Annotated in this window: 23 protein-coding genes; 12 read left to right on the plus strand and 11 right to left on the minus strand. The window is 65.6% G+C overall.

Features of this window, described 5'->3' with window-relative positions:
* Positions 1–226: 226 nt before the first annotated feature.
* Both ACIPUD_RS27595 and ACIPUD_RS27600 read right to left on the minus strand, forming a co-directional pair.
* Complete coding sequence (locus tag ACIPUD_RS27595; RefSeq protein WP_204512308.1) at positions 227–796, minus strand: flavin reductase family protein; 570 nt, start codon at positions 794–796, stop codon at positions 227–229.
* 57 nt (positions 797–853) lie between these two features.
* Complete coding sequence (locus ACIPUD_RS27600) at positions 854–1,951, minus strand: LLM class flavin-dependent oxidoreductase (protein WP_085360501.1); 1,098 nt, start codon at positions 1,949–1,951, stop codon at positions 854–856.
* A 239-nt stretch (positions 1,952–2,190) separates the two neighbouring features.
* Between ACIPUD_RS27600 and ACIPUD_RS27605 the strand changes: the two genes are divergently transcribed.
* The 3 genes from ACIPUD_RS27605 (at position 2,191) to poxB (ending at position 5,568) form a co-directional block, all read left to right on the plus strand.
* Positions 2,191–3,105 carry a 2-dehydro-3-deoxygalactonokinase gene (locus ACIPUD_RS27605; protein WP_018453643.1) on the plus strand — a complete coding sequence of 305 codons (915 nt, stop codon included), beginning with the start codon at positions 2,191–2,193 and terminating at the stop codon, positions 3,103–3,105.
* Positions 3,106–3,118: 13 nt separating this feature from the next.
* Positions 3,119–3,751: a 2-dehydro-3-deoxy-6-phosphogalactonate aldolase gene (locus tag ACIPUD_RS27610; RefSeq protein WP_018453644.1), complete on the plus strand. Its 633-nt coding sequence runs from the start codon at positions 3,119–3,121 to the stop codon at positions 3,749–3,751.
* Positions 3,752–3,831: 80 nt separating this feature from the next.
* Positions 3,832–5,568: a ubiquinone-dependent pyruvate dehydrogenase gene (poxB, locus tag ACIPUD_RS27615; RefSeq protein ID WP_085349586.1), complete on the plus strand. Its 1,737-nt coding sequence runs from the start codon at positions 3,832–3,834 to the stop codon at positions 5,566–5,568.
* Here poxB and ACIPUD_RS27620 read toward each other — a convergent pair.
* Positions 5,565–5,930, minus strand: a complete 366-nt coding sequence (locus ACIPUD_RS27620) for a hypothetical protein (protein ID WP_166517536.1) — start codon at positions 5,928–5,930, stop codon at positions 5,565–5,567. The two genes, poxB and ACIPUD_RS27620, sit on opposite strands and share 4 nt — an antisense overlap.
* Before the next feature lie 69 nt (positions 5,931–5,999).
* Complete coding sequence (locus ACIPUD_RS27625) at positions 6,000–6,908, minus strand: PaaI family thioesterase (protein ID WP_446481895.1); 909 nt, start codon at positions 6,906–6,908, stop codon at positions 6,000–6,002.
* Between the two features lie 148 nt (positions 6,909–7,056).
* Between ACIPUD_RS27625 and ACIPUD_RS27630 the strand changes: the two genes are divergently transcribed.
* A complete protein-coding gene (locus ACIPUD_RS27630; protein ID WP_027565258.1) occupies positions 7,057–7,377 on the plus strand; it encodes a hypothetical protein in 321 nt (106 codons plus the stop codon).
* A gap of 38 nt (positions 7,378–7,415) precedes the next feature.
* On the opposite strand, the gene ACIPUD_RS27635 is transcribed toward ACIPUD_RS27630, so the two are convergent.
* Positions 7,416–8,885: an amidase gene (locus tag ACIPUD_RS27635; protein WP_085384401.1), complete on the minus strand. Its 1,470-nt coding sequence runs from the start codon at positions 8,883–8,885 to the stop codon at positions 7,416–7,418.
* Positions 8,886–9,009: 124 nt separating this feature from the next.
* Positions 9,010–10,122: a cyanuric acid amidohydrolase gene (gene atzD, locus ACIPUD_RS27640; protein ID WP_247296127.1), complete on the minus strand. Its 1,113-nt coding sequence runs from the start codon at positions 10,120–10,122 to the stop codon at positions 9,010–9,012.
* 314 nt (positions 10,123–10,436) lie between these two features.
* Between atzD and ACIPUD_RS27645 the strand changes: the two genes are divergently transcribed.
* The 4 genes from ACIPUD_RS27645 (at position 10,437) to ACIPUD_RS27660 (ending at position 15,254) form a co-directional block, all read left to right on the plus strand.
* On the plus strand, positions 10,437–12,773 hold the full coding sequence (locus ACIPUD_RS27645) for a Tex family protein (protein ID WP_018453652.1): 2,337 nt from the start codon (positions 10,437–10,439) through the stop codon (positions 12,771–12,773).
* A gap of 190 nt (positions 12,774–12,963) precedes the next feature.
* A complete protein-coding gene (locus ACIPUD_RS27650; RefSeq protein ID WP_018453653.1) occupies positions 12,964–13,404 on the plus strand; it encodes a hypothetical protein in 441 nt (146 codons plus the stop codon).
* A 97-nt stretch (positions 13,405–13,501) separates the two neighbouring features.
* Positions 13,502–14,194 carry a response regulator transcription factor gene (locus ACIPUD_RS27655; RefSeq protein WP_018453654.1) on the plus strand — a complete coding sequence of 231 codons (693 nt, stop codon included), beginning with the start codon at positions 13,502–13,504 and terminating at the stop codon, positions 14,192–14,194.
* Entirely contained in the window at positions 14,181–15,254 is a 1,074-nt protein-coding gene (locus ACIPUD_RS27660; RefSeq protein ID WP_018453655.1) for a sensor histidine kinase, read from the plus strand. The genes ACIPUD_RS27655 and ACIPUD_RS27660 overlap by 14 nt, the downstream gene beginning before the upstream one ends.
* On the opposite strand, the gene ACIPUD_RS27665 is transcribed toward ACIPUD_RS27660, so the two are convergent.
* Together ACIPUD_RS27665 and ACIPUD_RS27670 are read right to left on the minus strand one after the other, a co-directional pair.
* Positions 15,251–15,622, minus strand: a complete 372-nt coding sequence (locus ACIPUD_RS27665; protein WP_018453656.1) for a response regulator transcription factor — start codon at positions 15,620–15,622, stop codon at positions 15,251–15,253. The two genes, ACIPUD_RS27660 and ACIPUD_RS27665, sit on opposite strands and share 4 nt — an antisense overlap.
* On the minus strand, positions 15,619–16,485 hold the full coding sequence (locus ACIPUD_RS27670) for a S1C family serine protease (protein ID WP_018453657.1): 867 nt from the start codon (positions 16,483–16,485) through the stop codon (positions 15,619–15,621). The genes ACIPUD_RS27665 and ACIPUD_RS27670 overlap by 4 nt, the downstream gene beginning before the upstream one ends.
* A gap of 201 nt (positions 16,486–16,686) precedes the next feature.
* Here ACIPUD_RS27670 and ACIPUD_RS27675 point away from each other — a divergent pair, with 201 nt between their 5' ends.
* The 4 genes from ACIPUD_RS27675 (at position 16,687) to ACIPUD_RS27690 (ending at position 22,294) form a co-directional block, all read left to right on the plus strand.
* Positions 16,687–17,652, plus strand: a complete 966-nt coding sequence (locus tag ACIPUD_RS27675; protein ID WP_446481896.1) for a VOC family protein — start codon at positions 16,687–16,689, stop codon at positions 17,650–17,652.
* 63 nt (positions 17,653–17,715) lie between these two features.
* Positions 17,716–18,591, plus strand: a complete 876-nt coding sequence (locus ACIPUD_RS27680) for a dihydrodipicolinate synthase family protein (RefSeq protein WP_018453659.1) — start codon at positions 17,716–17,718, stop codon at positions 18,589–18,591.
* A gap of 168 nt (positions 18,592–18,759) precedes the next feature.
* On the plus strand, positions 18,760–19,845 hold the full coding sequence (locus tag ACIPUD_RS27685; protein WP_018453660.1) for a S1C family serine protease: 1,086 nt from the start codon (positions 18,760–18,762) through the stop codon (positions 19,843–19,845).
* A gap of 124 nt (positions 19,846–19,969) precedes the next feature.
* On the plus strand, positions 19,970–22,294 hold the full coding sequence (locus tag ACIPUD_RS27690) for a xanthine dehydrogenase family protein molybdopterin-binding subunit (protein ID WP_247489369.1): 2,325 nt from the start codon (positions 19,970–19,972) through the stop codon (positions 22,292–22,294).
* A gap of 107 nt (positions 22,295–22,401) precedes the next feature.
* On the opposite strand, the gene ACIPUD_RS27695 is transcribed toward ACIPUD_RS27690, so the two are convergent.
* The 3 genes from ACIPUD_RS27695 to ACIPUD_RS27705 are packed head-to-tail and all read right to left on the minus strand — an operon-like array spanning position 22,402 to position 25,622.
* On the minus strand, positions 22,402–23,598 hold the full coding sequence (locus ACIPUD_RS27695) for an acyl-CoA dehydrogenase family protein (protein WP_377791924.1): 1,197 nt from the start codon (positions 23,596–23,598) through the stop codon (positions 22,402–22,404).
* A gap of 15 nt (positions 23,599–23,613) precedes the next feature.
* Positions 23,614–24,762, minus strand: coding sequence for an acyl-CoA dehydrogenase family protein (locus tag ACIPUD_RS27700; protein ID WP_446481897.1), 1,149 nt, complete (start codon positions 24,760–24,762; stop codon positions 23,614–23,616).
* A 5-nt stretch (positions 24,763–24,767) separates the two neighbouring features.
* On the minus strand, positions 24,768–25,622 hold the full coding sequence (locus ACIPUD_RS27705; protein ID WP_018453664.1) for an enoyl-CoA hydratase: 855 nt from the start codon (positions 25,620–25,622) through the stop codon (positions 24,768–24,770).
* Positions 25,623–25,694 lie beyond the last annotated feature (72 nt).

Raw genomic sequence — 25,694 nt, forward strand, 5'->3', positions numbered from 1 at the left:
ATGAACAAGCAGTTGACGAACGAGCCGACGCAGTAGCCTTCTTTCTCCCCCCTCCCCTTGCGGGTGAGGGCGGCTCGCCGCGAACGCGGCGAGACGGGCGAGGGGTATCTCTCCGCACTTGACTCTCTTGCTTCTGAGTCCGCGGAGAGATACCCCTCATCCGGGGCTTCGCGCCACCTTCTCCCGCAAGGGGAGACGGGAGCGGCAGCGAGCCTGCTGGCGCTCTCTACGAAAAATCGCTCCAGCTCAGATGTCGCGAGTCGAGGTCGCCGACTGTTACGGTGCCGCGGATTTCGCGCGGGGCGTGGAAGCTGCTGCGCAGATACACGAGCGGCGCCGCCCCGTCGGAATGCGATGCGCCGCGCACCTCGCCGACGAAGATCGAATGCGTCTTGGTCTCGAATTCCTGCGCCAGCACGCAGTCGAATGCGGCGACCGCATCGCTCAGCACCGGCGCGCCGGTCACCCCGCGCGTCCACTCCCCGAACGCAAAACGGTCGTCGCCATTGACGCCCTTCTGGCCACTGAAGGTAAGCGCCAGGAGGGCGTGGTCCTCGTGCAGGAAGTTGATCGCGAACGCGCCTTCCTCGCGGATGCGCGCGTGCGCACTGGCGTTGCGGTTGACGCACACGATCAGGGATGGTGGCGAGTCCGACAGTGAGCAGGCCGAGGTCACCGTCAGCCCCGTGCGCTTGCCGTGCTCGGCGCCGACCGTCACCAGCGCGACCGCGCCGGCGCACTGGCGCATCGCCTGCTTGAAATTCTTAGCGTCGAAAGCACTGGCGTCCACCGTCACGCGGAAATCTCCGAAATGGATGTGGGTGCGGCACGATCGCGCCGCACCCGCGCCGGGTCAAGCCGCCTTCTTCGCGGAGCCGAGATGCTTCAGGCGCGGCATCACCTCGTTCTTCAGCATCGACAGCGAGTGATGCCAGGCTTCAGCCTTGTGCTTGTAGTCGAAGCCGAACACCAGCAGCACGCCGAAGCCGCCGACCTCCTCGTAGATCTTCTCGATTTTCTCGGCGACGGTCGCTGGCGAGCCGACGATCCAGTTCCGCTTGGCGCAATATTCGACGGTGACGTCGCTATCGGGCACGTCGGGCGCGTGCTTCAGATAGTCCTTGAAGCCGAAATGGCCGAGCAGCGGCAGGAAGTACTCGCCCATCATCCGGCCCATCATGTCGCCGGTCGAGAGCCGCCACGCTTCCTCGTCGGTATCGGCGACGAACACCTCGCGCACCAGCCGCCAATCGGCCCGGTCCGGCTTGCGCCCGGTCTTAGCGGCACCGGCTACAACCGAATCCCAATGACTGCCGACATAGGCCGGGTTCAGGTTGAGGCTCATTGGAATGAAGCCGCGCTCGCCGGCGAGCTTCAGCGTGTCCGAGTTCTTCGAGAGCCCAGCGACGCCGATCGGCGGGTGCGGCGTCTGCAACGGCTTGATGTGGGGTTTCAAGAAGTCGAACATCGTGTCCGGCTTGGTCACCGTCCAGAATTTGCCCTTGTAGGTCCAGGGCGCGGGATCGCTCCACATCTTCAGAATGATCTCCAGCGCCTCGCGCGTCATGTCGCGGTTCTGTCCGCTCATGCCGTCGACATTGAACATGGCCCAGTCGCTCGGCAGGCCGCTCGCCGCGACGCCGAAATTGAGCCGACCTCCCGAGAGGTGATCGAGCATGGCGACGCGGTTGGCGAGCTCGGCCGGGTGGTGATAGGGCAGCAGGAAGCCGCCCGGCCCGATACGGATATTCTTGGTCTGCATCAGCGCCTGCGCGATCAGCAGATCGGGCGTGGGATTGGGTTCCCAGGGCGCGGTATGGTGCTCGCCGACCCAGGCCTCCTGATAGCCGAGCTCGTCGAGCCAGCGCATGACCTGCAGGTCCCAGTCGTTCCCTTCCTTCAGGCCGCACTCCGGCGGGTGCGAAGGCATCGTGAAATAGCCGATCTCCATGGGTTTCCTCATCTGATGTTGACGCGTCTTATTGCGCGGTTCACGGACGTGAGCAGGGTTGCTTGAGCAAGCGGTGTGCCACCGCTCCGCAAGCGGTGTGCCAGCGCTACAGCGGCTCAGTCCCGCGAGAAAACGCTGGTTTGCGGCGGCAATAGCCGATATCCCGTGGCGAATTTGCGGGCCGTCGTCTCATTGTCGCGAGACGGCGTCTTGCCGGTGAGACGAGGACGAGAACCGAGATGACCGAACCCGCTTACGTCGCGGTGGACTGGGGCACCAGCAGCTTCCGGCTCTGGTTGATCGATCGTACCGGCGTAGTGCTGGCCGAACGCCGCAGCGGCGAGGGCATGCTGGCGGCGGCAAAGACCGGCTTCGCGGCCGTGCTGCAATCCCATCTTGCCGCCGTCGAAGCACCAGCTCATCTGCCGGTTCTGGTCTGCGGCATGGCCGGCGCCAAGACGGGCTGGGTCGAAGCCGGATATGTCGATACACCCGCGCCGCTCGCGGCCGTCCTGGAGCAGGCCGCGCACGTGCCGGGCGAAGCACGCGATATCCGCATCCTGCCGGGTATCGCGCAGCGCGATACAAGAGCGCCGGACGTGATGCGCGGCGAGGAGACGCAGCTGCTCGGCGCGCTTGGTCTCGATGCCGCAGGTGAGGCGCTGGTCTGCATGCCCGGCACGCATTCGAAATGGGTACGCCTGAAGGACGATACGATCGCGCATTTCTCCACCTTCATGACCGGCGAGCTCTTCAGCGTTGTGTCGCGCGAGACGATCTTGTCGCTTGCGGTCGCAGGCGCCGAAGACGCCGAGGACGTCGCGAGCTTCAAGGCGGCGGTGAGAGCTGCGTATGAGGCGCCGTCGTTCGCGGCCAATTTTCTGTTCGGCGCGCGCTCGCGTCAGCTTCTGTTCGGGAGCACACCGGCCGCGGCGCGCGAAACGCTGTCGGGCACTTTGATCGGCATCGAGCTGGCCGCCGGGCTCTCCGGCGCCGTGCCGAAAGCAGGCATTACGTTGATTGCCTCGGGGCGGCTCGCGATGCTGTACACGTTGGCTTTCGATGCGTTGTCGGTCACCGTGAACCCCGTCGATGCCGATGAAGCGGTCCGCCGCGGTCTGTCGATGGCGGCTGCCGCGATCTGGACGAAATGAGAGGACTGTTGAAATGTGCGTTCCCTTTCCGGCGATGAAGCGGCCACTGCTTGCGATCCTGCGCGGCGTGAAGCCCGAGGAAACGCAGGCCATCGTCGGCGTGCTGATCGAGGCCGGCATGACCGCGATCGAGATCCCGCTAAACTCGCCCGATCCGTTCCGCTCCATCGCCACCGCCGTCAAGCTCGCGCCGGCCGGCGTGCTGATCGGCGCCGGCACGGTGCTGACCACAGCGGATGTCGATCGGCTCAACGATGTCGGCGGCAAGCTGATGGTCTCGCCGAATGTCGATACGCAGGTGCTCACGCGTGCGCACCAATACGCCATGGTCACGTTGCCGGGCGTGTTTTCGCCGACCGAGGCGCTGCTGGCCGCGCGCTCCGGCGCCTCTGGCCTGAAGTTCTTTCCGGCAAGCGTGCTCGGCGCGTCCGGCATCGCCGCGATCCGCGCCGTGCTGCCGGCCGGCGTGATGATCGCCGCCGTCGGCGGCGTCTCCGACCAGAATTTCGCGGAGTACATCGAGGGTGGCGTGACGGCGTTCGGGCTGGGCTCCAACCTCTACAAGCCCGGCATGACGGTAACGGACGTTGCCGCTCGCGCAAAATTGACGATCGCGGCCTACGATCGGGCGATTGCGAAAGACTGAAGCGGCAATAAACAAGCCGTGATGTCGTCACGGTCGCACGTTATCCTATCTTGCTGCACCAGCGAGATCAGGAGACCGACATGGCGATCAACAATGTAGCCGATCTGTTCGTGGCAACGCTCGAACAGGCTGGCGTCAAGCGCATCTACGGCATCGTCGGCGACAGTCTGAATGCGCTGACCGAAGCGCTGCGGCGGCGCGGCACGATCGAATGGATCCATGTCCGGCACGAGGAGGTCGCGGCCTTCGCCGCCGCCGGGGAAGCGGAAATGACGGGCAGCCTTGCGGTGTGCGCGGGCTCGTGTGGTCCCGGCAATCTGCATCTGATCAACGGCCTGTTCGACGCCCATCGCAGCCGCGTTCCCGTGCTGGCGATCGCCGCGCAAATTCCGACCGCCGAGATCGGCAGCGGCTATTTCCAGGAGACGCATCCGCAAAACCTGTTCCGCGAGTGCAGCCATTATTGCGAGCTGGTCTCCGATCCGAGTCAGCTTCCCTACGTGCTGGAAAACGCGATCCGCGCGGCAGTCGGCATGTGCGGCGTCGCCGTTGTCGCCATGCCGGGCGACGTCGCCTTCCGCAGCCCACCCAAGCGCGCGCTGTCGACGGCGCGTGGCCTTGCGCTGTCGGCGCCGAAGGTTGTGCCGCAGGCGGATGAGTTGAAGGCGCTTGCGGATCTCCTGAACGGCGCCGAACGCATCACCCTGTTCTGCGGTCGCGGCTGCGCCGGCGCGCATGCGCCGCTGATGCAGCTTGCGGAAGCCTTGAAGAGCCCGATCGTGCATGCGCTGGGCGGAAAGGAGCATGTCGAATACGACAATCCCTACGATGTCGGCATGACCGGCTTCATCGGCTTCTCCTCCGGCTATGCCGCCATGCACGCCTGCGACGCGCTGGTGATGCTCGGGACCGATTTTCCCTACAAGCAGTTCTTCCCGACCGATGCCAAGATCGCGCAGATCGACATCCGTCCGGAAAATCTCGGGCGCCGCTGCAAGATCGACCTCGGCCTGGTCGGCGACGTCAAGCTCACCCTCGAGGCGCTGCTGCCGCTTCTGAAATCCAAGACGCAGCGCAAGCACCTCGACGATGCGATCGCGCACTACAAGAAGGCGCGCGAAGGCCTCGACTCGCTCGCCAAGGGCACGCCGGGCAGCAAACCAATCCATCCGCAATACCTGGCAAAGGTCATCAGCGACCATGCGAGCGATGATGCGGTGTTCACCGCCGATGTCGGCACGCCGACGGTGTGGGCCGCGCGCTATCTCGAGATGAACGGACGCCGCCGGCTGATCGGCTCGTTCGTGCACGGCTCGATGGCCAACGCCATGCCGCAGGCGATCGGCGCGCAGGCCGCGCAGCCCGGCCGGCAGGTGATCTCGCTCTCCGGCGACGGGGGCTTCACCATGCTGATGGGCGATCTGATCACGCTGACGCAGATGAAGCTGCCGGTGAAGGTGGTCATCTTCAACAACGGCGTGCTCGGCTTCGTCGCACTGGAGATGAAGGCGGCCGGTTTCGTCGACACCAATGTCGATCTGGAGAATCCAGACTTCGCGGCGATGGCGCGCGCGATGGGTATCTTCGCAAGGCGGGTCGAGGATCCCGGCGAGCTTCCAGGTGCGATGAAGGAGATGCTGGCCCACCACGGACCGGCGCTGCTCGATGTGGTCACCGCCAAGCAGGAGCTGTCGATGCCGCCGACCATCACGCCCGAACAGATCAAGGGCTTCAGCCTCTGGGTCTTGCGCGCCGTGATGAACGGCCGCGGCGACGAGGTCGTCGATCTCGCCAAGACCAATTTGCTGCCGCGCTAGCCGCGCTTGACCGATGGCACGGGCAGCCGCTCATGGCGGCGCTGGAAGCGTTGCCAGTGCAGCACGATCCCGATCAGCAGCGCCGGCACGAAGCCGAGCGCGATCAGAAAGTGGGGCAGCTGCGTTGGCGAGATGAACGCGATGCCGATGTCGGAGATCAGCCAAAGCGCGGCGAACATCACCGCGAAATCGGTGCGCGGGCAGCGCAGATAGTAGAACACGGCGGTGATGACGACGGCGGGTCCGATGGCGATGCCGATCATCACCGTCGTCAGCTCCTTCGGCGTCAGCGCGTCGAGCACCATCGCTGCCAGCAGCCAGAGCGCGGCGAACATGGCGATGATGTCGAGCGGATGCCGCAAGCCAATACCTCTCGTGAGGGGACGCGCTATCGTTGTGGCCCAGACCTTGGCCGTCAAGGGAAAATGCGCCTATTCCTCGTCGTTTCCGGGCGTCGGCCGCAGCATGAAATGGCCGAAGGCTGTGGCGATCGGCTTATTCGCATCGTCCTGCCAGGCCCGTGCCTCGAAGGCGACGATGCGCCGGCCCTGTTTCACGATCGAGACGTTGGCGAACGTGTCGAGCGCGCGGCCGGAGCGCAGATAGTTGACGGTCAGTCCGATCGGCTTGGGCAGTGCGGTGGCGCCGAGTTCACGGGCCACTCCGAAGATCGCGGTGGTTTCGAGGAAGGCGCCGGTCATGCCGCCATGGATCGCAGGCAGAATCGGATTGCCGATGATCTTTGGCGAGAACGGCATCGTCAGTGTGCCGTCGTCGTTGACGCGAATGCCGAGGCAGCGTGCGAACGGGCTGTTGGCGAACGGGCCTTCCGGATCGTCCGGCGCCTCCAGCCTCGGGATGCCGGGCGAATCCATCCTGCGATCCGCGAGCATGTTGGTGCGGTTGGCGCCGATCATGAAACAGGCGGTCGCGGTCGCGACCGGATCGTCCTCGGACTCCTGATAGGCGGTGGAGCGCACGAAGGCAATCGAACGCGTGGTGCGGTAGCAGACCGAATGCGCCTTGATGTCGAGGCCCGGCGTTGCCGGCTTCTGATAGTCGATGCGCAGATCGAGCGTCGCGATCGCGCTTGTGCCGTCCAGCGCGAGTTGCACCGCCATGCCGCAACTCTCGTCCAGCATCGCGGTGACGACCCCGCCATGCAGGACGCTGGTCTCGGTGTCACCGACAAAGACCGGCCGGTAGGGCAGGCTGGACCAGGCTTCGCGCGGTGCGAAGCGGTCGAGCTGGAGCCCGCTGATCTGGCCGTAATCGGAGCGGCGACCCTTGATCGCCTCGGCGAGGTCCTCGAACGAAAGTGTGGTCGGTGAGCGGGACATGAGGACGTTCTAGACCAGTGGCGGGCGCGGCGCAAAACCCCGGATGCGCGTCCCACGGCGGGTGCCGGGGGCGGTTTGGCCTCGACAGGGCGGGCCGAAGCAACGATGGTGGGCGCCTCGTTCGTTCGACCAGCCGTAAGGAGTGCCCATGGCCGATCCCGAAACGCCCGCCACCAGCCAGGGGCCCGTCATCATTTCGACATCGAGCTCGGAGCGGGCGCCGATCATCTATTTCGACGGTGCCTCCTGCTTCGGCCACCACAACGGCGCGATTCAGATCGAGCTTGCGGCGAACCTTCTGATGCCGGTCGGCGCCGCCGTCAGGGTTGACGTGGTCCAGACCGCGCATCTGCGTTGCAGCGTGGCCGCGGCGCTGGCTCTGCGCGAAGCGCTCGAAAAGGCGCTGGCAATGTACCAGCAGGGCCAGCAGCAGCCCCGGCCGGAGGAAATTCCCTCGGTGAAGAACTGAGGCCGTTCGCGGATCGCAAGTTAATGCGATCAACTCGCTCAGCTCACATGCACCTTCGGCTTCCTGCCGTCGTTCCACTTGCCGTCGAGCGCGCGCTCGATCTGGGCGGCGAGTTGCAGCAGGAGGCCGTCATTGGCCTGTTTCGCAATCGCCTGGATGCCGAGCGGCAGGCCGTGGTCCTGCGTGGCCATCGGCATCGAGATCGCCGGCATGCCGCAGAGATTGGCGAGCGGCGTGAAGGCGAAGAAGCGCCAAAGATTGCCGAACCAGTCGAGCACGTCGGGGTTGTCGGAGATGGTGAGATATTCCCGGGTGCCGACCTTCGGCGTCGGCAGCGCCGTGATCGGGGTCAGGATCACGTCCCACTGCTCGAAGAAGGCGCCGAAGGCGCGCGAGGTCGTGTTGAACACGCCTTGCATCTTCGCCCGCTCGGCGAAGCTCGTATGCCGGCCGGCTTCCCAGATCCGGATATTCATGGGTTCGATGAGATCTTCCGGCGGCCGTTCCAGTCCGCGCGCGGCGAGCATGTTGGAGATCACCACGGCAAAATTCGAGATGTAGCAGGTGGTCTGCGCCTCGAACGCGGCGCGGAAGTCGAGTTCGGGCAGGGCGTAGTCGACGTGATGGCCGAGGCCTTCGAGGAAGCGGCCGGCCTTCGCCAGCTCGGCCGCGATCTCGGGCGTCGCGGTGTAGTCGCCCCAGGTGTGCGACAGCGCGATACGAAGCTTTGACGGATCGCGCTTGATCATCTCGGAATAGGGCTGCGCTGTGGTCCAGAACGGCATGAATTCGCCGGGCGCCGCTCCCCTTGCATGATCGACGAAGGCGGCGGTGTCGCGCACCGAGCGCGACTGGCAGCCCTGGATCGAGACGAGGCCGGTGAGATCGGACATGTGCGGTGCGAGCGAGAACACGCCGCGCGAGACTTTCAAGCCGATATTGCCGTTGACGCCGGCGGGAATGCGGATCGAGCCGCCGCCATCAGTCGCGTGTGCGATCGGCACCACGCCGGCCGCGACCATTGCGGCGCTCCCGGCCGACGAGCCGCAGGTGGTGTAGTCGGTGTCCCAGGGATTGCGCGTGACATAGACGGCCGGATTGTCGGCCGAGCTGCAGACGCCGAACTCCGGTGTCGTGGTGCGTCCGATCAGGTTCAGTCCGGCCTGGCGGAATTTGCCGGTCAGGAACGTGTCGGCGCTGGCGCGATTGCCGCGCATTAACAGCGAGCCCATCTCCTGGAGCCGGCCCTTCATGGTCGGGCCGAGGTCCTTCATCAGGAAGGGCAGGCCTGCGAACGGGCCGGCGAGATTGGCGCCGTCCTTGGCCGGATCGGCGATCACGTCATCGAATAGCTCGACCACGCCCGACAGTGCCGGGTTGACCTTGGCGACGCCCGCGGCGGCCTGGCGCGCCAACTCCTTTGCCGTGAGCTCGCCCTTGCGGACGCGCGCGGCCAGCCCCACGCCATCGTGCTGCGCCCATTCGTTCCAGCTCATCGGGAAAGTCATGCGATCCAAACCTCTTCGTGCGCCGCCATCTTAGTTTCGCACAGGAACACTTTAATCAACTGAGCGGCGCGAAGGGCAGGGTTGCGCCGGATGGAGAGGTAATCCCGAATTGCATGCGCGCGCATCAATTGGAGAACTTTGCGATCACCGCGACCGGGCCGCCGCCGGCTGGGCCCTGATGCTCGGCGCCGCCGGAGACGTAGACCGCACCAGTGCCGGCGAGGCCGGCAATCAACCCGCCAACGGCAGCCCGGGCGTGGCGTGTCGAGCTGATATCGGTATCTTCGAGCATGGTGTGGCGGAAGCCGCGCACGCAGCCATCAGGGGAGGCCTCGGCCTTAGCGAAGATGTTGACAAGCTTGCTGCCGGTCGTCGTCTGTTGCCCGGCACGGAGCCCAACGCTCTCCAACGCCGCAAGCACCGCCGCGGTGTCGATCGCATCGCTCATCACGGCATGCCCGATCTCGAATTCGCTCGTCGAGGACATCGAATTGCCGAGCACGATGACGACGTTATGCATGAGCTCGATCCCGGACGAGGTCGAGGCGACGTTCGAGAACAGATCGTAGCGTCGCAGCACGTCCTCATCACGAACGCCGGTTGCGATCTCGCCGAGCGCGACCGCAACGCCGAGTGCGGAAGCGCCGCGCGAATAGGCCATCGAACTGTAGGCGCTGGTCGTCGCTGTCTTGTGACCGCGCGCATTCGCCGCTTCGACGCGCTCGCTGGTGAGCAGCGGGCATTTGATCTGCACGAAATGGACGTCGGCGGGATCGGCGATCCCGGCATCCGCCATCGCGGCCTTCACGGCCTTGGCTGTCTCCGTGATCTGAGCGGAGCGGCCGAGCTCTTCAGGGAGAAAATCCCGCGTGTGCGCCATGCCGATGCTCAGGCGCTTGCCGGAGAGGCCTGCCGGGCGCTGTAGAATGTCCTGGCGCGTGAACACCGTGATGTGCGGGCTGAGCACGCCCTCGGTGCCGCCCGACATCACGAAGGCGATGCGTTGCTCGACCTCCTGCGGCGACAGCCCGAGCTGCGGCGCCAGCGCCGTGCACAGCGCGGCAACGGCATATTCCCGGGTAAAGTCGTTGACGCCGCCGTTGCCTTCGGTCTTGCCGAGGATCGCCAGGATGGATGCCGGATCGATCGCGCCGGAGCCGATCATGCTCATCAATCCGGAGACGTCGCCGGGGCCTCTGGTGGCGACCTTGAAGACGCCGACCGATGTCGTCCGCATTATAATCCTCACATGAAGTTCAGGAGTCCGGCAGACAAAACAGCCGCTGAACCGGGGCGCCTGTCAAGGTGTCGAGGCAATCCCCGTCGTCGTCCGGGCGAACGCCTGGACGACAGCAGGACGTGCGCCGTCTGCGTAGCACCCACGATTGTGGCGAGATCGCATCGCTTCGACAAAAAATCCCTTCGACAAAAAATCCCTTGTCGACGGTCGTCCGCCGCACCTTGATGAATCAACCCCGATTGGTCCATAAGCGGCGTCCCGCAGCCGGTGGTTCGCCTCCGCGATGCGTGCTTGGATAGAGGGGTTCTCGCGTGGTAAATATCAACCAGAAAATTGCGCAGGAGCTTGGGGTTCGGGCGGAGCAGGTCGAGGCGACAGTGGCGCTGCTCGACGGCGGCGCCACGGTTCCCTTCATCGCCCGCTACCGCAAGGAAGCGACCGGTGCGCTCGACGACGCACAATTGCGCACGCTGGAGGAGCGCCTGGGTTACCTGCGCGAGCTCGAGGACCGCCGCAAGGCCATCCTCGAATCGGTCCGCGAGCAGGGCAAGCTCGATGCGGCGCTGGAAGCCTCCATTCTCGCCGCCGACAGCAAGGCGCGCCTCGAAGACATCTATCTGCCGTTCAAGCCGAAGCGCCGCACCAAGGCCGAGATCGCCAAGGAAGCCGGCCTCGAGCCGCTCGCCAATCAGCTCATGGCCGAGCCCACCAACGATCCGAAGGTGGTCGCCGAAGCCTTCGTCAATGCCGAGAAGGGCGTTGCCGATGCTGCTGCGGCACTCGACGGCGCCCGCGCCATCCTGGTCGAGCGTTTCGACGAAGACGCCGACCTGATCGGTGCGCTTCGTGAGGAGGTGTGGACCAATGCGCGCATGACCTCCAAGGTGCGCGACGGCAAGAAAACCGAGGGCGAAAAGTTTGCCGACTATTTCGAGTTCTCCGAGCCGCTGACGAAGCTGCCCTCGCACCGAATCCTCGCAATGTTCCGCGGCGAGAAAGAAGAAATCCTCGATCTCCAGATCCAGGCCGAGGCCGAACCATCGCCCCCGGGCGTGCCGAGTGTGTATGAGCTGAAGATCATGAAGCGGTTCGGCATCGCCGACCTTAAGCGCGCCGGCGACCGCTGGATGATCGATACCGTGCGCTGGGCCTGGCGCACCAAGATCCAGGTGCATCTCAACATCGACCTGCGCATGCGGCTGTGGAATGCGGCCGAGACAGAGGCCGTGCGCGTGTTCGCCTCGAACCTGCGCGACTTGCTGCTCGCGGCGCCCGCCGGGACCCGCGTCACCATGGGTCTCGATCCCGGCTTCCGCACCGGGGTCAAGGTCGCCGTCACCGACGCGACCGGCAAGGTGGTGGATACCGCCGTGATCTATCCGCACGAGCCGCAGCGGCAGTGGAACGAGGCGCTTGCGATCCTCGGCAAGCTCGCGCTGAAACATCGTGTCGAGCTGATCGCGATCGGCAACGGCACCGCCTCGCGCGAGACCGACAAACTCGCGGCCGACCTCGTCAAGGGCCTGCCCGACTTGAAGATGACCAAGATCGTGGTGTCGGAAGCCGGCGCGTCGGTTTATTCGGCCTCGGCGTTCGCCTCGGAGGAGTTGCCGGGCCTCGACGTCACCCTGCGCGGCGCGGTGTCAATCGCGCGGCGGCTCCAGGATCCGCTCGCCGAGCTCGTCAAGATCGAACCCAAGGCGATCGGCGTCGGCCAGTACCAGCACGACCTCGGCCAGGCCAAGCTCGCCAAATCCCTCGACGCCGTGGTCGAAGACTGCGTGAACGCCGTCGGCGTCGACGTCAACACCGCGTCCGCTCCGCTGCTCGCGCGCGTGTCGGGCGTCGGCTCCGGCCTCGCCTCGAGCATCGTGGCACACCGCGACGCCAACGGGCCGTTCAAGTCGCGCAAGGCGTTGAAGGACGTGCCGCGGCTCGGCCCCAAGGCGTTCGAGCAGTGCGCGGGCTTCCTGCGCATCCTCGGCGGCGAGGACCCGCTCGACGCCTCCGGTGTGCATCCGGAAGCCTATCCGGTGGTGCGCCGGATTCTCAGCGCCACCAAGAGCGACATCAAGGCGCTGATCGGCAGCAGCGACATCGTTCGCACGCTGAAGCCGAAAGACTTCGTGGACGAGACGTTTGGTCTGCCGACCGTCACCGACATCCTGCGCGAGCTCGAGAAGCCCGGTCGCGACCCGCGTCCGGCCTTCAAGGCAGCTGTGTTCATGGACGGCGTCGAGGAGATCAAGCACCTCAAGAAGGGCATGATCCTCGAGGGCACCGTAACCAACGTCGCGGCGTTCGGCGCCTTCGTCGATATCGGCGTGCACCAGGACGGCCTCGTGCACATCTCGGCGATGTCCAAGACCTACATCAAGGATCCGCGTGAAGTGGTGAAGCCCGGCGACATCGTCAAAGTGAAGGTGCTAGACTTCGAGGTCGCGCGCAAGCGTATCTCGTTGACACTACGGCTCGACGACGAGGTCGGCGCCAAGAAGGACGCGCCCGGCATGCAGCGGGATAACAGCTCACGTAACCCGTCCCGCATGACGTCGTCGGCCCCGCGCCAGCAGGAGTCTTCCGGCGGCGGTGCGCTCGCCGAAGCGCTGCGCCGCGCGGCCGAGAAAAACGGCGGCAAGCGGGCGTAGCTTCTAACCTCTCCCCGCTCTCACCCCACCCTCTTCCCGCAAGAACGGGGCGAGGGAGTGAGAGAGCAGCGTCTCCCTAACTTCCGCGTCAGAATCTGGCGCGTTTGTAAGTTGAAGGCGCCTGTCCCTTCCTCTCATCTGATCCTCCTCGCGCGGCAGAATATTGTCGCGCAGCACGGAGGATGCTTCGATGGACAACAGGATTCTCAAAGGCCTCACCGCGGTGACGATCGCAGCGGTGATGGCGCTCGCTTCACCGGTGCTTGCCAGAGGCGGTGGCGGTGGCGGTGGCGGTCATGGCGGATTCGGCGGTGGTGGGCATTTCGGTGGCGGCGGCATGCACACCGGTGGCTTCGGTGGTATGCGCGTCGGCGGCATGGGCGGCGCCCGTTTCGGCGGCCCGGGCTTTGGCGGTGCACGTTTCGCGCATGCGGCGATCGGGCCGCGCTTCGCTGGCTCCGGCTGGCACGGCAGGCCCTTCATCGGCCGCCATGCCTTCTTCCGGCACCACCATCGCTTCTTCTTCGGAGCACCTTTCATCTATGCCGGCTACTATGACGGCTGCTGGCGCAGGAGCTTGACGCCCTATGGGTGGCAATGGGTCAATGTGTGCGGAGACTCTTGGTACTAGCATCGCCGTACCGCACCATTGTCGCGATCGTCATCGGACGGTTCCGCTCAGCCCCGGAACGGGATAGTCTGGTGGCGATCGTCGCGCGGAGTTTGTCATGACCGGAGCTCACCGCCGCATTCTGGTCGTCGAGGACGACGCGGAAACCGCAGGCCAGCTCGTCGAGGAGCTGACGACTTCCGGCTACGACGTCGATCTCGCCGCCACCGGGCGCGAAGCGCTCAGCCACGGCGCCGCGCGCGACTATGCCGTGATCACCATCGACCGCATGCTGCCCGATATCGACGGCATCAGCGTGATGCGCCAGTTGCGCGACGACGGCATCGCCGCGCCGTTCCTAATCATTTCCGCACTTGGCGAGGTCGACGACCGCGTGCGCGGCTTGCGGGCCGGCGGCGACGATTATCTCGTCAAGCCGTTCTCCTTCACCGAATTGCTGGCGCGGCTGGAGGCACTCGGCCGGCGCAGCGACACCGTCGCCAAGGAGACGATCCTGCGGGTCGGCGATCTCGCCATCGACCTGATCGCACGCAGCGCGAGCCGCCGCGGCCGGAAGATTCCGCTGTTGCCGCGGGAATTCCAATTACTCGAATATCTGGTCCGCAACGAGGGCCGCGTCGTCTCGCGTGCGATGCTGCTCCAGCATGTCTGGGATCTGCATTTCGATCCCTCCACCAACATCATCGACGTCTATGTCGGACGCGTCCGTCGCAAGGTCGATGATGCCCAGGCCTATCCGCTGATCCACACCATCCGCGGCATCGGATATTGTCTCCGTGCTCCTGGCTAAAACGCTCCGCTCCTCGACCTTCCGCCTTGCGCTGATCGCGATCGCGGCGTTCGGGCTGATCGTCGCGGCGATCATGGCCTATGTCTATTTCGGCACGATCGCCTATGTGCAGAGCCGTGTCGGCGATGCCGGCGACCACAGCGGCTTCACCGCGATGATCGAGCTCGCAATGGCCGCTGTCGCCGTGCTGATGCTGGTGCTCGCCGGGCTCGCCGCGGTGCTGGTGACGCGCCGCACGGTCGGGCGGATCGAGGAGATCAACGCCACCAGCCGCGCCATCATGATGTCGGGCCTCGACCAGCGCATTCCCTTGCGCGGCAGTCACGACGAATGGGACCGGGTCGCCGAAAACCTCAACCAGATGCTCGACCGCATCGAGACTTTGATGGGAGAGGTCAAGCAGGTCAGCGACAACGTCGCCCATGATTTGCGTACGCCGCTGACGCGCATGCGGGGTCGGCTGGAAAAGGCTTATCACGCCTCGCGCAATGGCGAGGCCGACGCGGCGCTGATCGGTGACACCATCGCCGATCTCGACGCCGTGCTCGGCATGTTCGCCTCCATCACGCGCATCTCGGAGATCGAGACCCGCGCCCGCCGTAGTGCGTTTCGCACCCTCAATCTCGCCGAAATCGCCGGCGAGGTCGTCGAGCTCTACGATGCCGCCGCCGAACAGGTTGCGACGCGGCTCAGCCTCGGCGGCGATCGCGAGGTGGCGATTATTGGCGATCGCGACCTGCTGTTCGACGCTATCGCCAATCTCGTCGACAACGCGATCAAGCACGGCTGCAAAGGCGGGCAGGTGACCGTCACCTGCAGCAGCACCGACGGCGGTGCGACGATCGCGATCGCCGACGACGGCCCGGGCATTCCGGCGGATCAGCGCGATCACGTGTTCAAACGCTTCTACCGGCTCGAGCAGAGCCGCTACACCCCGGGTAACGGCCTTGGCTTAAGCCTGGTCGCCGCGGTCGCTCGCCTCCATGGTGCCGAGATTGCCCTGCACGACAACGCGCCGGGCCTGACGGTCCAGCTCAGCTTCCCGCCGCACCCGACCTAGAGCTCGATCACGCCGCGGCGGGCCGCATGTGCCACCGCATCGGTGCGGCCGGTAGCGTCAAGCTTGTCGAGCAGCGAGCCGACATGGAATTTCACCGTGTGGACGGAAATGCCGAGCTGACGCGCGATCATCTTGTTGGAGCCGCCTTCCGCCATCAACGCCAGCACGTCGAGCTCACGCTGCGTCAGCGCAATGTCCTCAGGCATGATGCGCGGATCGCGAGTGACAATCGTCGCGACGGCTTTCTCGCCGGGTTCGGCGAGGCGAAGCCCGGCGATATTGCCGAGCAGAGCAGCCAGGCGATCGGCGAGGGCGGGATCGTCGATCTCCAAAGCCAACACGATCTCGGGCGCGATGTCCTCGCTCACGCCGCCGGCCTCTCGCCGATCGTGACCTTGAAGCTGACCGGCTCGCCGCCGCGGCGCGCCGCGATATCGACCACCGCGCCCACGCTCGCCGGACCCAGCGTCCGCGACAGCGCGCGCACGCCGGACAGCTTCTGGTCGTTGACCGCGACGATGACGTCGCCCTGGCGGATGCCGGCCGCCGCCGAAGGGCCGGCCTTGTCGACATTCATCACCATCGCGCCGACGCCGTCGTCGAGCCGGACCGGCTGCAGCCCGAGGCCGAGATATCCGCGTGCGATGCGGCCGCGCGCCTCTAACTGGGCCGCGACCCGCTCGATCGTCGCTGTCGGGATCACTAGCACACGCCTCGGGCCGAGCACGGCCATGCCGAAGGCTTCGCCCGATGCGTCGAGCGCGAGGCCGCCCTGCTGGCTGGAGCGCAAGCGGACGTCGAGCTCGATCCGCGCGTCGATGTCGCCGCCGCGCAGGGAGCGCCAGCTCTTGCCGGACTGCGACACCATCGCGAGCGCGGCGCTCGGCGTATCGCGGTTGGTGGCGACGACGACCGACAACGCGCCAAGGGGCGGCACAATTGTGGCCAGCTTGACCGGGGCAATCGCCGTATCGGCGCGCAGCAGTGCGATATCCGTCGTATGGTCGCGGCCGGCGATCGTGGCGGCCGCGGTGCTGCCGTCGGGGAGGCCGATCTCGACGTCGCCCTCGTCGGCCAGCGCCTCGTCGGCGGTGACGATCAGGCCGGGTTTCCAGACGAAGCCGGTGGCGCGGGAACGATGCGAATGGACGGCGACGACGGACGGCGCGGTGCGGGACACCATATCCGCGAGCGCGGACGACAGCGAAGTCAGGGGAGTTGAGTCGGTCATGGCAGGCTCCTGTAAAGCTGTCCTCAATCTGGGATGTCGCGGGCGATCGCGTAACTGGCCGCATGGCCAGGAAATAAGCAGGGAAGCTGGTCCGTAAGAGCACGGCCGACGAACATGTGATTGGAGCCGCTCACGGGAACGTGTAGCAATCGGCTCGACCTTGTGCCGTACGGCCTCAAGCCTTTTTGCGAGCCCTGATTGATGACCATCGACCTTACCCGCCGCACCCTGCTTCAACTCGCCGGCGCCAGCTCGCTCGCAATGGCGGCTGCGGGCGCGGCGCGCGCCGAGGGCACACCGCAGGGCGGCGGTCCGACCTATGCCTGCCGCACGCCGATGCGCGTCGGCATGGTGACGCTCCGGGTGAAGAATCTCGACAAGGTTGCGAACTACTACCGCGACGTGATCGGGCTCACCGTGATGGAACGCTCGGCGAGCGCCGCCAAGCTCGGCACGGCCGGCATCGCGCTGCTGGTGCTGGAGGCCCGTCCTGATGCCGAGATCGAGCCGCGCAACGCCGCCGGCCTCTATCACACCGCCTTCCTGATGCCGACCCGCAAGGACTTGGCCCGCTGGCTGGTAGCAGCCGCTTCGCATCGCGTGCCGCTGTCGGGCTTTGCCGATCATCTCGTCAGCGAATCCGTCTATCTCGACGATCCCGAAGGCAACGGCATCGAGGTCTATGCCGACCGCGATCCCTCGCAATGGCAGTGGAGCGAAGGCAACGTGAAGATGGCGGCCGACGAGCTCGACATTCCCGACCTGCTGTCGCTGACCAATACGCGCGTGCCTGATTATGCCAAGGCACCGGACGGAATGCGCATCGGCCACATGCATCTGCGCGTCGGCGACCTCGCGCAGGCGCAGAATTTCTACCACGGCACGATCGGACTCGACCCGACCCGCAGCCGCAACGGCGCCGCGTTCCTGTCGTCGGGACGCTACCATCATCATCTCGGCATAAACGTGTGGCAGAGCGAGGGCGCCGGCCAACGCGACGATCAGACAACGGGGCTCGCCTGGTTCTCGCTGGTGACAGCTAAGCAGGATCTGCTCGCCGCACAGGAAGAGCGCCTGCGCAAGGGCGGCGCGAAAGTCACGGCGCTAGCGGACGGCGTTGAGGCGATCGATCCCTGGGGCACGCGGGTGCGGCTGATCAGGATTTGATCGCCGGCACGAGCGTTGGTAAGACCGTCAGGCGCTAGCCAGTTTCCGGGATTCACACCTGACATGTCCGATTTTCGCGGCGTCTTCCCTTATCTCGTCTCTCCCGTCGCTGCCGATGGCGCGGTGCGGACGAACGTCCTCGCAAAGCTCTGCGACGATCTGATCGGCGCGGGCGTCCACGGTCTGACCCCGCTCGGCTCGACCGGCGAGTTCGCCTATCTCAACGCCGCCCAACGCACCGCGGTCGTGCAGACCACGATCGAGGCGGCAAGGGGACGTGTGCCTGTTGTCGCGGGCGTCGCCTCCACCTCGACGGCAGATGCGGTGGCGCAGGCGAAGGCGTATCAGAAGCTCGGCGCCGACGGCATTCTGGCGATCCTGGAAGCGTATTTCCCGCTCGCCGACGCCCAGATCGAATCCTATTTCCGCGCCATCGCGGATGCCGTGGACATCCCCGTCGTCATCTATACCAATCCGCAATTCCAGCGCTCCGATCTCACCCTCGAAATCATCGCGCGCCTCGCCGAACATCCGCGCATCGGCTACATCAAGGACGCCTCGACCAACACCGGCCGGCTGCTCTCGATCATGAACCGCTGCGGCGATGCCTTGCGGGTGTTCTCCGCCTCCGCCCATATCCCGGCCGCGGTGATGCTGATCGGCGGCCTCGGCTGGATGGCGGGCCCCGCCTGCATCATTCCGCGCCAGAGCGTCGCGCTCTACGACCTCTGCAAGGCCGGCCGCTGGGACGAGGCGATGGCGCTCCAGCGCAGGCTGTGGCGCATCAACGAAGCTTTTGCCCGCTTCAACCTGGCGGCCTGCATCAAGGCCGGCTTGGCCATCCAGGGGTACGACGTCGGCGATCCTGTCCCGCCGCAGGCCGCTCTCACCGCCGATGCGCGCAAGGTCGTAGAAGCGGCATTGCGGGAGCTGGCGTAGCGGTTTGTCACGCGGCAATGGGCCCCGGCACGGGCAGCGGAACCGTCCTTAGCTGCCCGATTCGAGAAACTTCCATTCATTTTCGACGTTGCTGCGTGAGCTGGCTCTGTCACCTCCCGGCATGTGCATTCGAGAGATCGTCTTCAGCATACGACACGGTGATCACTGATGAATCGTCGCTACGCAATCATTGCGGCGGCTTTTGCCGCCCTGCTGCTCGTGGTAACTGCCGTGAAGGTCCAGCATGCGCCATGGACAACCCCCTCCGCGCGCGCCGTCGAGCAACGTGGTCCGCTGTCCGAGGCCGAAAGGGCCACCATCGACATCTTCGAACGAGTGTCGCCCTCGGTTGTCCAGGTTGCGGTGAGATCGGCCGCTACTCCAGTCATGGGAGAGGAGGGGCAGGGCGGCGCTTCCGGCACGGGATTTGTCTGGGACCGCGACGGGCATCTCGTCACGAACAACCATGTTGTGGCCAATGGCGGCGAGATCGCGGTCCGCTTTGCGTCGGGAGAGGTGGCTCGGGTTGATCTGATCGGCACCGCCCCCAATTACGATCTTGCGGTCCTGCGGATCCGCAGCGTGCGCGAGCTTCCACCGCAGGTGGCTCTCGGCAGTTCGACCGACCTGAAAGTCGGGCAATCCGCGTTTGCGATCGGCAATCCTTTCGGGCTAGATCAGTCGATGACGAGCGGCATCATCAGTGCCCTCAAGCGGAGGCTTCCGACCCATGGCGGCCGGGAGATTGCCAATGTCATCCAGACGGATGCCGCAATCAACCCGGGCAATTCGGGCGGGCCGCTGCTGGACTCCGCCGGCCGGCTGATCGGCGTCACGACTGCGATCATATCGCCGTCCGGCTCGAATGCAGGCATCGGTTTCGCGGTGCCGGTGGACGTCGTGAACCGGATTGTCCCCGAGCTTATTCGCAATGGCCGCGTGCCGACGCCCGGCATCGGCATCGTCGCCGCCAGCGAGGATGTGTCGACGCGGCTTGGCGTCCAAGGGGTGATCGTGGTCCGGACAGCCCCCGGCAGCCCTGCGGAACAGGCGGGGATTCGCGGTGTCAACTTGTCGACTGGAACGGTCGGAGACATCATCACCGCGGTGGAAGGCAAGCCGGTGCGGCGGCTCTCCGACCTGACTGATGCGCTCGAGCAGGCCGGTGCCGGTAAGACCGTTCGCCTCACGGTAAAGCGGGATTCGGACACCCGTGATATCAATGTGGGCATCATCGACATAGAGCGCTCCTGACCCGGCAATCTGCGGCCAGAGCGGGCGTGACACGCAATGCAGATGTACCGCGGCTCGGTTGTATCGACCGCAAAATCGGCTAAAACCCCCGCGGTCGTTTTCTGGGTTTCAAGGACATGGTGGAATGAACATTCTTCCCGGCAATTTGCGTTTCGGAGCGGGGCAGCCCGTCAAGCGTTTGGAAGACCAGCGACTGCTCACCGGGAAGGGGCAGTTCATCGACGACAAGCCGGAAGATGGCGCGCTGTGGTTGTACCTGCTGCGCTCGCCGCATGCCCATGCGAAGATCGTCTCGATCGACACCAGCGCCGCCACGGCGATGCCCGGCGTGACCGCGGTCTATACCGGCGCCGACCTCGTCAAGGACGACATCGGCGTTATCCCGACCTTGAGCATCTTCAAGCGCCCCGACGGCAAGCCGATGACGGTGCCGCCACGCCGTCTGCTGGCGCACGACATCGTGCGCTATGCGGGCGAGGCCGTGGCTGCCGTGGTGGCCTCCTCGCGTGCCGACGCGCAGAGCGCAGCCGAAGCGATCGTGGTCGAATATGACGTGCAGCCGGCGGTGGTCGATCCCGTCGAGGCGGTCAAGCCCGGCGCGCCCGTGGTGTGGCCGGAGGCCCCCGACAACATCGTCGGCGCGATGGCTTACGGCGATGCCGCCAAGGTGGACGAGGCTTTTGCCAGGGCGGCGCATACCGTCGAGCTCGATCTCGTCAGCCAGCGCTTGGTGCCCTCGGCGATGGAGCCGCGCTCGACCATTGCCGAGATCGACAAGACGTCCGGCCGTCTCCTGCTGCATGTGCAGTCGCAGACGCCTGCCTCGACCCGCGACGTGCTGGCCGAGGCCGTGCTGAAGCGTCCCAAGGACAGCGTTCGCGTGCTGGTCGGCGATATCGGCGGCGGCTTTGGCCAGAAGACCAACCTCTATCCCGAGGACGGCATCGTCGCCTATGCCGCAACCAAGCTGAACAGGAAGATCCGCTGGCGCGGCGACCGCACCGACGAATTCGTCGGTGGCACCCACGGCCGCGATCTTACCTCGACAGCTTCCTTTGCGCTCGACGAGAAGGGCAAGGTGCTGGCCTACCGCGTCAGCTCGATCGGCTGCACCGGCGCGTATTCCTCAGGCGCGGCCAACATCATCCCGCTGGTGCTGGGGCCGTTCGTGCAGACCGGCGTCTACGATTTGCCGCTGGTACATTTCGAGGTGAAGTCGGTGATGACCCACACCGCGCCGGTCGGCGCTTATCGCGGTGCGGGCCGCCCGGAGGCCGTGTTCATCGTCGAGCGCCTGTTCGACGCGGCTGCACGAAAAATCGGCATGGATCCGCGCGCGATCCGGAAAGCGAATTACATCAAGCCGGCGCAACTGCCCTATACGAATGCTGCGGGGCAGGTTTACGATTCCGGCGCCTTCGCGCACATGCTCGATCGCGCCGTGAAGCTTGCGGATTGGGACGGCTTTGCCGCGCGCAAGAAAGCGGCGAAGAAGAAGGGCCTGCTCTACGGCCGCGGGCTCACCTCCTATATCGAGTGGACCGGCGGCCGCGCCCACACCGAGAAGGTCAGCCTGCACGCGACCGCGCAGGGCCGCGTCGTCCTGCATTCCGGCACCATGGCGATGGGGCAGGGGCTGCAGACCACTTACACGCAGATGATCTCCGACACGCTCGGCATTGCCATGGACAAGATCGACGTGGTCCAGGGCGACACCGATCTGGCGACGGGCTTCGGCAGCGTCGGGTCGCGTTCGCTGTTCGTCGGCGGCACGGCGGTCGCTGTCTCCTCCAACGATCTGATTCAGAAGGCGCGTGAGAAGGCGGCAAACGTGCTGGAGACCTCGATCGAGGACATCGAATACCAGGGCGGCATGCTCACCGTGGTCGGCACCGACCGCCGCATCAGCCTGTTCGATCTGGCCGAGAAGGAAGGCGGCGCAAAGCTCAGCGTCGATTCCGAAGGCGAGGTCGATGGTCCGAGCTGGCCGAACGGCACCCATATCTGCGAGGTCGAGATCGATCCCGAGACCGGCGTCTCCAAGGTCGTGCGCTACACCACCGTGGACGACGTCGGTGTCGCCGTGAACCCGATGCTGGTCACCGGCCAGATCCATGGCGGCGTGGCGCAGGGTATCGGCCAGGCGCTGTATGAGGGGGTGTCCTATGATGCCGACGGCCAGCTGCTCACCGCGAGCTACCAGGACTATTGCATCCCGCGCGCCGACGACGTTCCGCCGATCGTGGTGACGCTCGACGATTCCGCGCCCTGTCGCACCAATCCGCTCGGCGCCAAGGGCTGCGGCGAATCCGGCGCCATCGGTGGCCCCCCTTGCGTCACCAACGGCGTGATGGATGCGCTCGCCGAGCTCGGCATCACCCAGCTCAACACGCCCCTGACGCCGCAGAAGATTTGGCAGGCGATCCGGGATGCGAAGGTGGGCGGTTAGCGGCCATTGTCGTGCTGGCTGTCGCCACAAATCCAACTCGTCGTCCCGGCCTTCGCCGGGACGACAGTGAGACCGGGACGACAGTGAGAATGTAGCGCCAGTGCCCCTCAGATCCCCAACATCATCTTCGCAATAATATCGCGCTGGATCTCCGAGGTGCCGCCGAAGATCGTATAGGCGCGGCCGTTGAGATATTCCGGCATCACCGTCAGCATCTCCTCCGGCATCGCCGGCTCGTGGTTGAGCTTGTAGAGCGGGCGCATCGGCTCGACCGCGAGGGCGTCATGGCCGATCACGTCGGCGCCGAGCCGGGTCACGGCCTGGCGGATCTCGCTGTTGCGCAGCTTCAGGATCGACGACACCGCACCGGGATTCTGTCCGGTCTGCAGCGCCGACAGCACGCGCAGCTCGGTCATCTCCAGCGCGTCGATGTCGACCTCGACTTCGGAGATGCGCGTCGCGATGTCGGGACTGTCGATCGCGCGGCCCGTCAGATCGGACTCGGCAAGCTCCGCGATCGCCTTCAGCCCCTCGCGCAGCTTCGCCGAGGCGATGCCGGAGCCGCGCTCGAACTCGAGCAGATACTTGCCGTAGGTCCAGCCCTTGCCTTCCTCGCCGACGCGGTTCGCCACGGGAACGCGCACGTCGTCGAAGAATACCTGGTTAACCTCGTGGTCGCCGCCGATGGTGAGGATAGGACGCGTCGTGATGCCCGGTGTCTTCATGTCGATCAGGATGAAGCTGATGCCGTCCTGCTGCCGCGGGCCGTCGCTGGTGCGCACCAGCGCGAACATGCGGTTGGCGTGGTGGGCATGCGTCGTCCAGATCTTGGTGCCGTTGATGATGTAGTCGTCGCCATCGCGCACGGCGCGCGTCTTCAGCGAGGAGAGGTCGGAGCCGGAGCCCGGCTCGGAATAGCCCTGGCACCAATAATCCTCACCGGACAGAATGCGCGGCAGGTAGAAGTTCTTCTGCTCGGGCGAGCCGAAACCGATGATGACGGGCCCGACCATCTTCACGCCCATCACATTGACATTGGGCACGCCGGCCCGCGCGCTTTCAGTCTCGAAGATCCAGCGCTGCGCCGGGGTCCAATCCGGCCCGCCATGCTCGACCGGCCAGCCCGGCGCGCCCCAGCCTTGCTTGTGCAGCGTGCGCTGCCAGGCCATGCCGATATCGGGGTCGGAGAACACCGACGGCGTCAGCGCGGTCGCGCGCTTCATCTCCTCGGTGAGGTTTCTGGCAATGAAGCCGCGCACCTCGTCCTGGAAGGCGCGCTCCTCGGCATTGAACGACAGGTCCATGATGCGCTCCTTGTGTCAGGCCGGCACGGTGGGGCGGCCAAGCAGGGCGTGGCGGCCATAATGGTGCGCGCTGCCGCCGAACAACGTGTCGAACGCGACCAGCCGCTTGAAATAAGCGCCGACCTCGAGCTCCTCGGTGACGCCCATGCCGCCGTGAAGCTGGATCGACTGCTCGCCGACGAAACGCGCGGATTTGCCGATCTTCGCCTTCGCGCCCGATGCGGCCCGCGCGCGCTCGACCGGATCGGCGTCGAGCTTCAGCGCGGCGCGCAGCGCCATCGAGCGCGCTTCGTCGACCTGGACCGCCATGTCGGCGAGGCGGTGGCGGATCACCTGGTTGGCGGCGAGCGGCCGGCCGAATTGCTTCCGGATTTTTGTGTACTCCAGCGTAGTATCCAGCAGTACCTGCATGATGCCGACGGCCTCGGCGCCAAGCGCAGCCATGGCGCGATCAACAGCCCATTCGATTGCCGGCAGCGCGTCATGCCCGTTGCCGAGCAAGGCATCCTCCGGCAGTTGCGCGTCCGACAGCTCGATGTTGCAGGCCCGCCCGCCGCCGAGGCGCTCGTAGTCGGAGATCGCAACACTCGGAGTTGTCGCCGGCACCAGGAACAGGCCGATGCGGCCGGAGGAGCCCTGATGATCATGGATATGCCCGGAGACGATGATCTCGTCGGCGGCATGGCCGTCGAGCACGGCAATCTTGCTGCCGGCAAGGCGCCAACCTTGGCCCGTCTTGGTCGCGGTCGTCGCGACCCTAGCGAGATCGAACCGCGCAGCGCGCTCGGAATGCGCGAGCGCGAGCTTCAACGATCCGTCCGCGATCTTCGGCAGGATTGCCTGCTTCTGCGCCATGCTGCCGCATCGCTCGATCAACGCGGCGCCAAGCACGACCGTCGCGATATACGGCTCCGACACCAGCCCGCGGCCGAAGGCTTCCATCAAAATGCCGATCTCGACCGCGCTGCCGCCGAGCCCGCCAAACTCCTCCGCGATCGGCAACGCCAGCCAGCCGAGCTCGGCGAATTGCGTCCACACCGCCGGGCTGAAGCCGAGCGGATCGTTCGCCATCTTGCGGCGGTGATCGGCATCGTAGCTTTCGGCCACGAAGCGCTCCGCGCTTTCGCGCAGCAGGCGTTGCTCGTCGCTGAGATTGAGATCCATCCTGTCTACTCCGCGGCCGCCGGCGGCTTGCGGACGGAGGGGTGCAGGCCCGATGGATCGACGATCATGCCGAATTCCTGAAGATTATGCGCGTGACAGAGCTGATGCAGCGCAAAGGCCTGGTCGATTGCAGCCGGTTGGCCCATCACGTCAACCGAACGATTCACGGCTTCCTTGGTCAGCTTCAGCGCAAAGGACGGTTTTGACGCGATTTTGCGCGCCAGCGCCAGCACGGCGGATGACAGCTCTGCGCGCGGCACGACCCGGTTGACCATCCCGAGTTGATGCGCCTCCTGCGCGCTCCATGCGTCGGCCGTGAACAGAAATTCCTTGGCCTTGCGCGGGCCGAGCTCCCAGGGATGCACGAACCATTCGACGCCGCAGACACCCATGGTGACCACGGGATCGCAGAACTGCGCATCGTCACTCGCGATGATGAGATCGCAGGCCCAGGCCAGCATCAGGCCGCCGGCGATGCACTTGCCGTGAACCTCTGCAATGGTCGGCTTGGCGAGGTTGCGCCAGCGCCGGGTGATCTGGAGATAGATCTCCTGCTCGCGCGCGAAGCGGCCATGGGCGTTTGCTTCGGCGAAGCCGCCCCAATTTCCGATCGGCGGAAAATCCACGCCCGCTTCATTCTTGCTGCCGGGTCGCAGGTCATGGCCTGAGGAGAAGTGCGGACCATTGCCGGCGAGAATGATCACCTTGACCGCGTCGTCCTGCACCGCCTCGTCGAAGGCGGCGTTGAGATCGTAGGTCATTTGCAGGTTCTGCGCGTTGCGCGCGTCGGGCCGGTTCATCACGACCCGGGCAATCGCCGGCTCCGGCCTCTCCACGAGGATGGTCTCGAACGAGCTCATCGCGTTCCCCTGGCGTTCCCGACCTGGCATTATTGTTCCCTCAAGTTGACTATTACAGCCAGGATTAAGCAA

It is taken from the genome of Bradyrhizobium sp. CAR08, assembly GCF_052871955.1.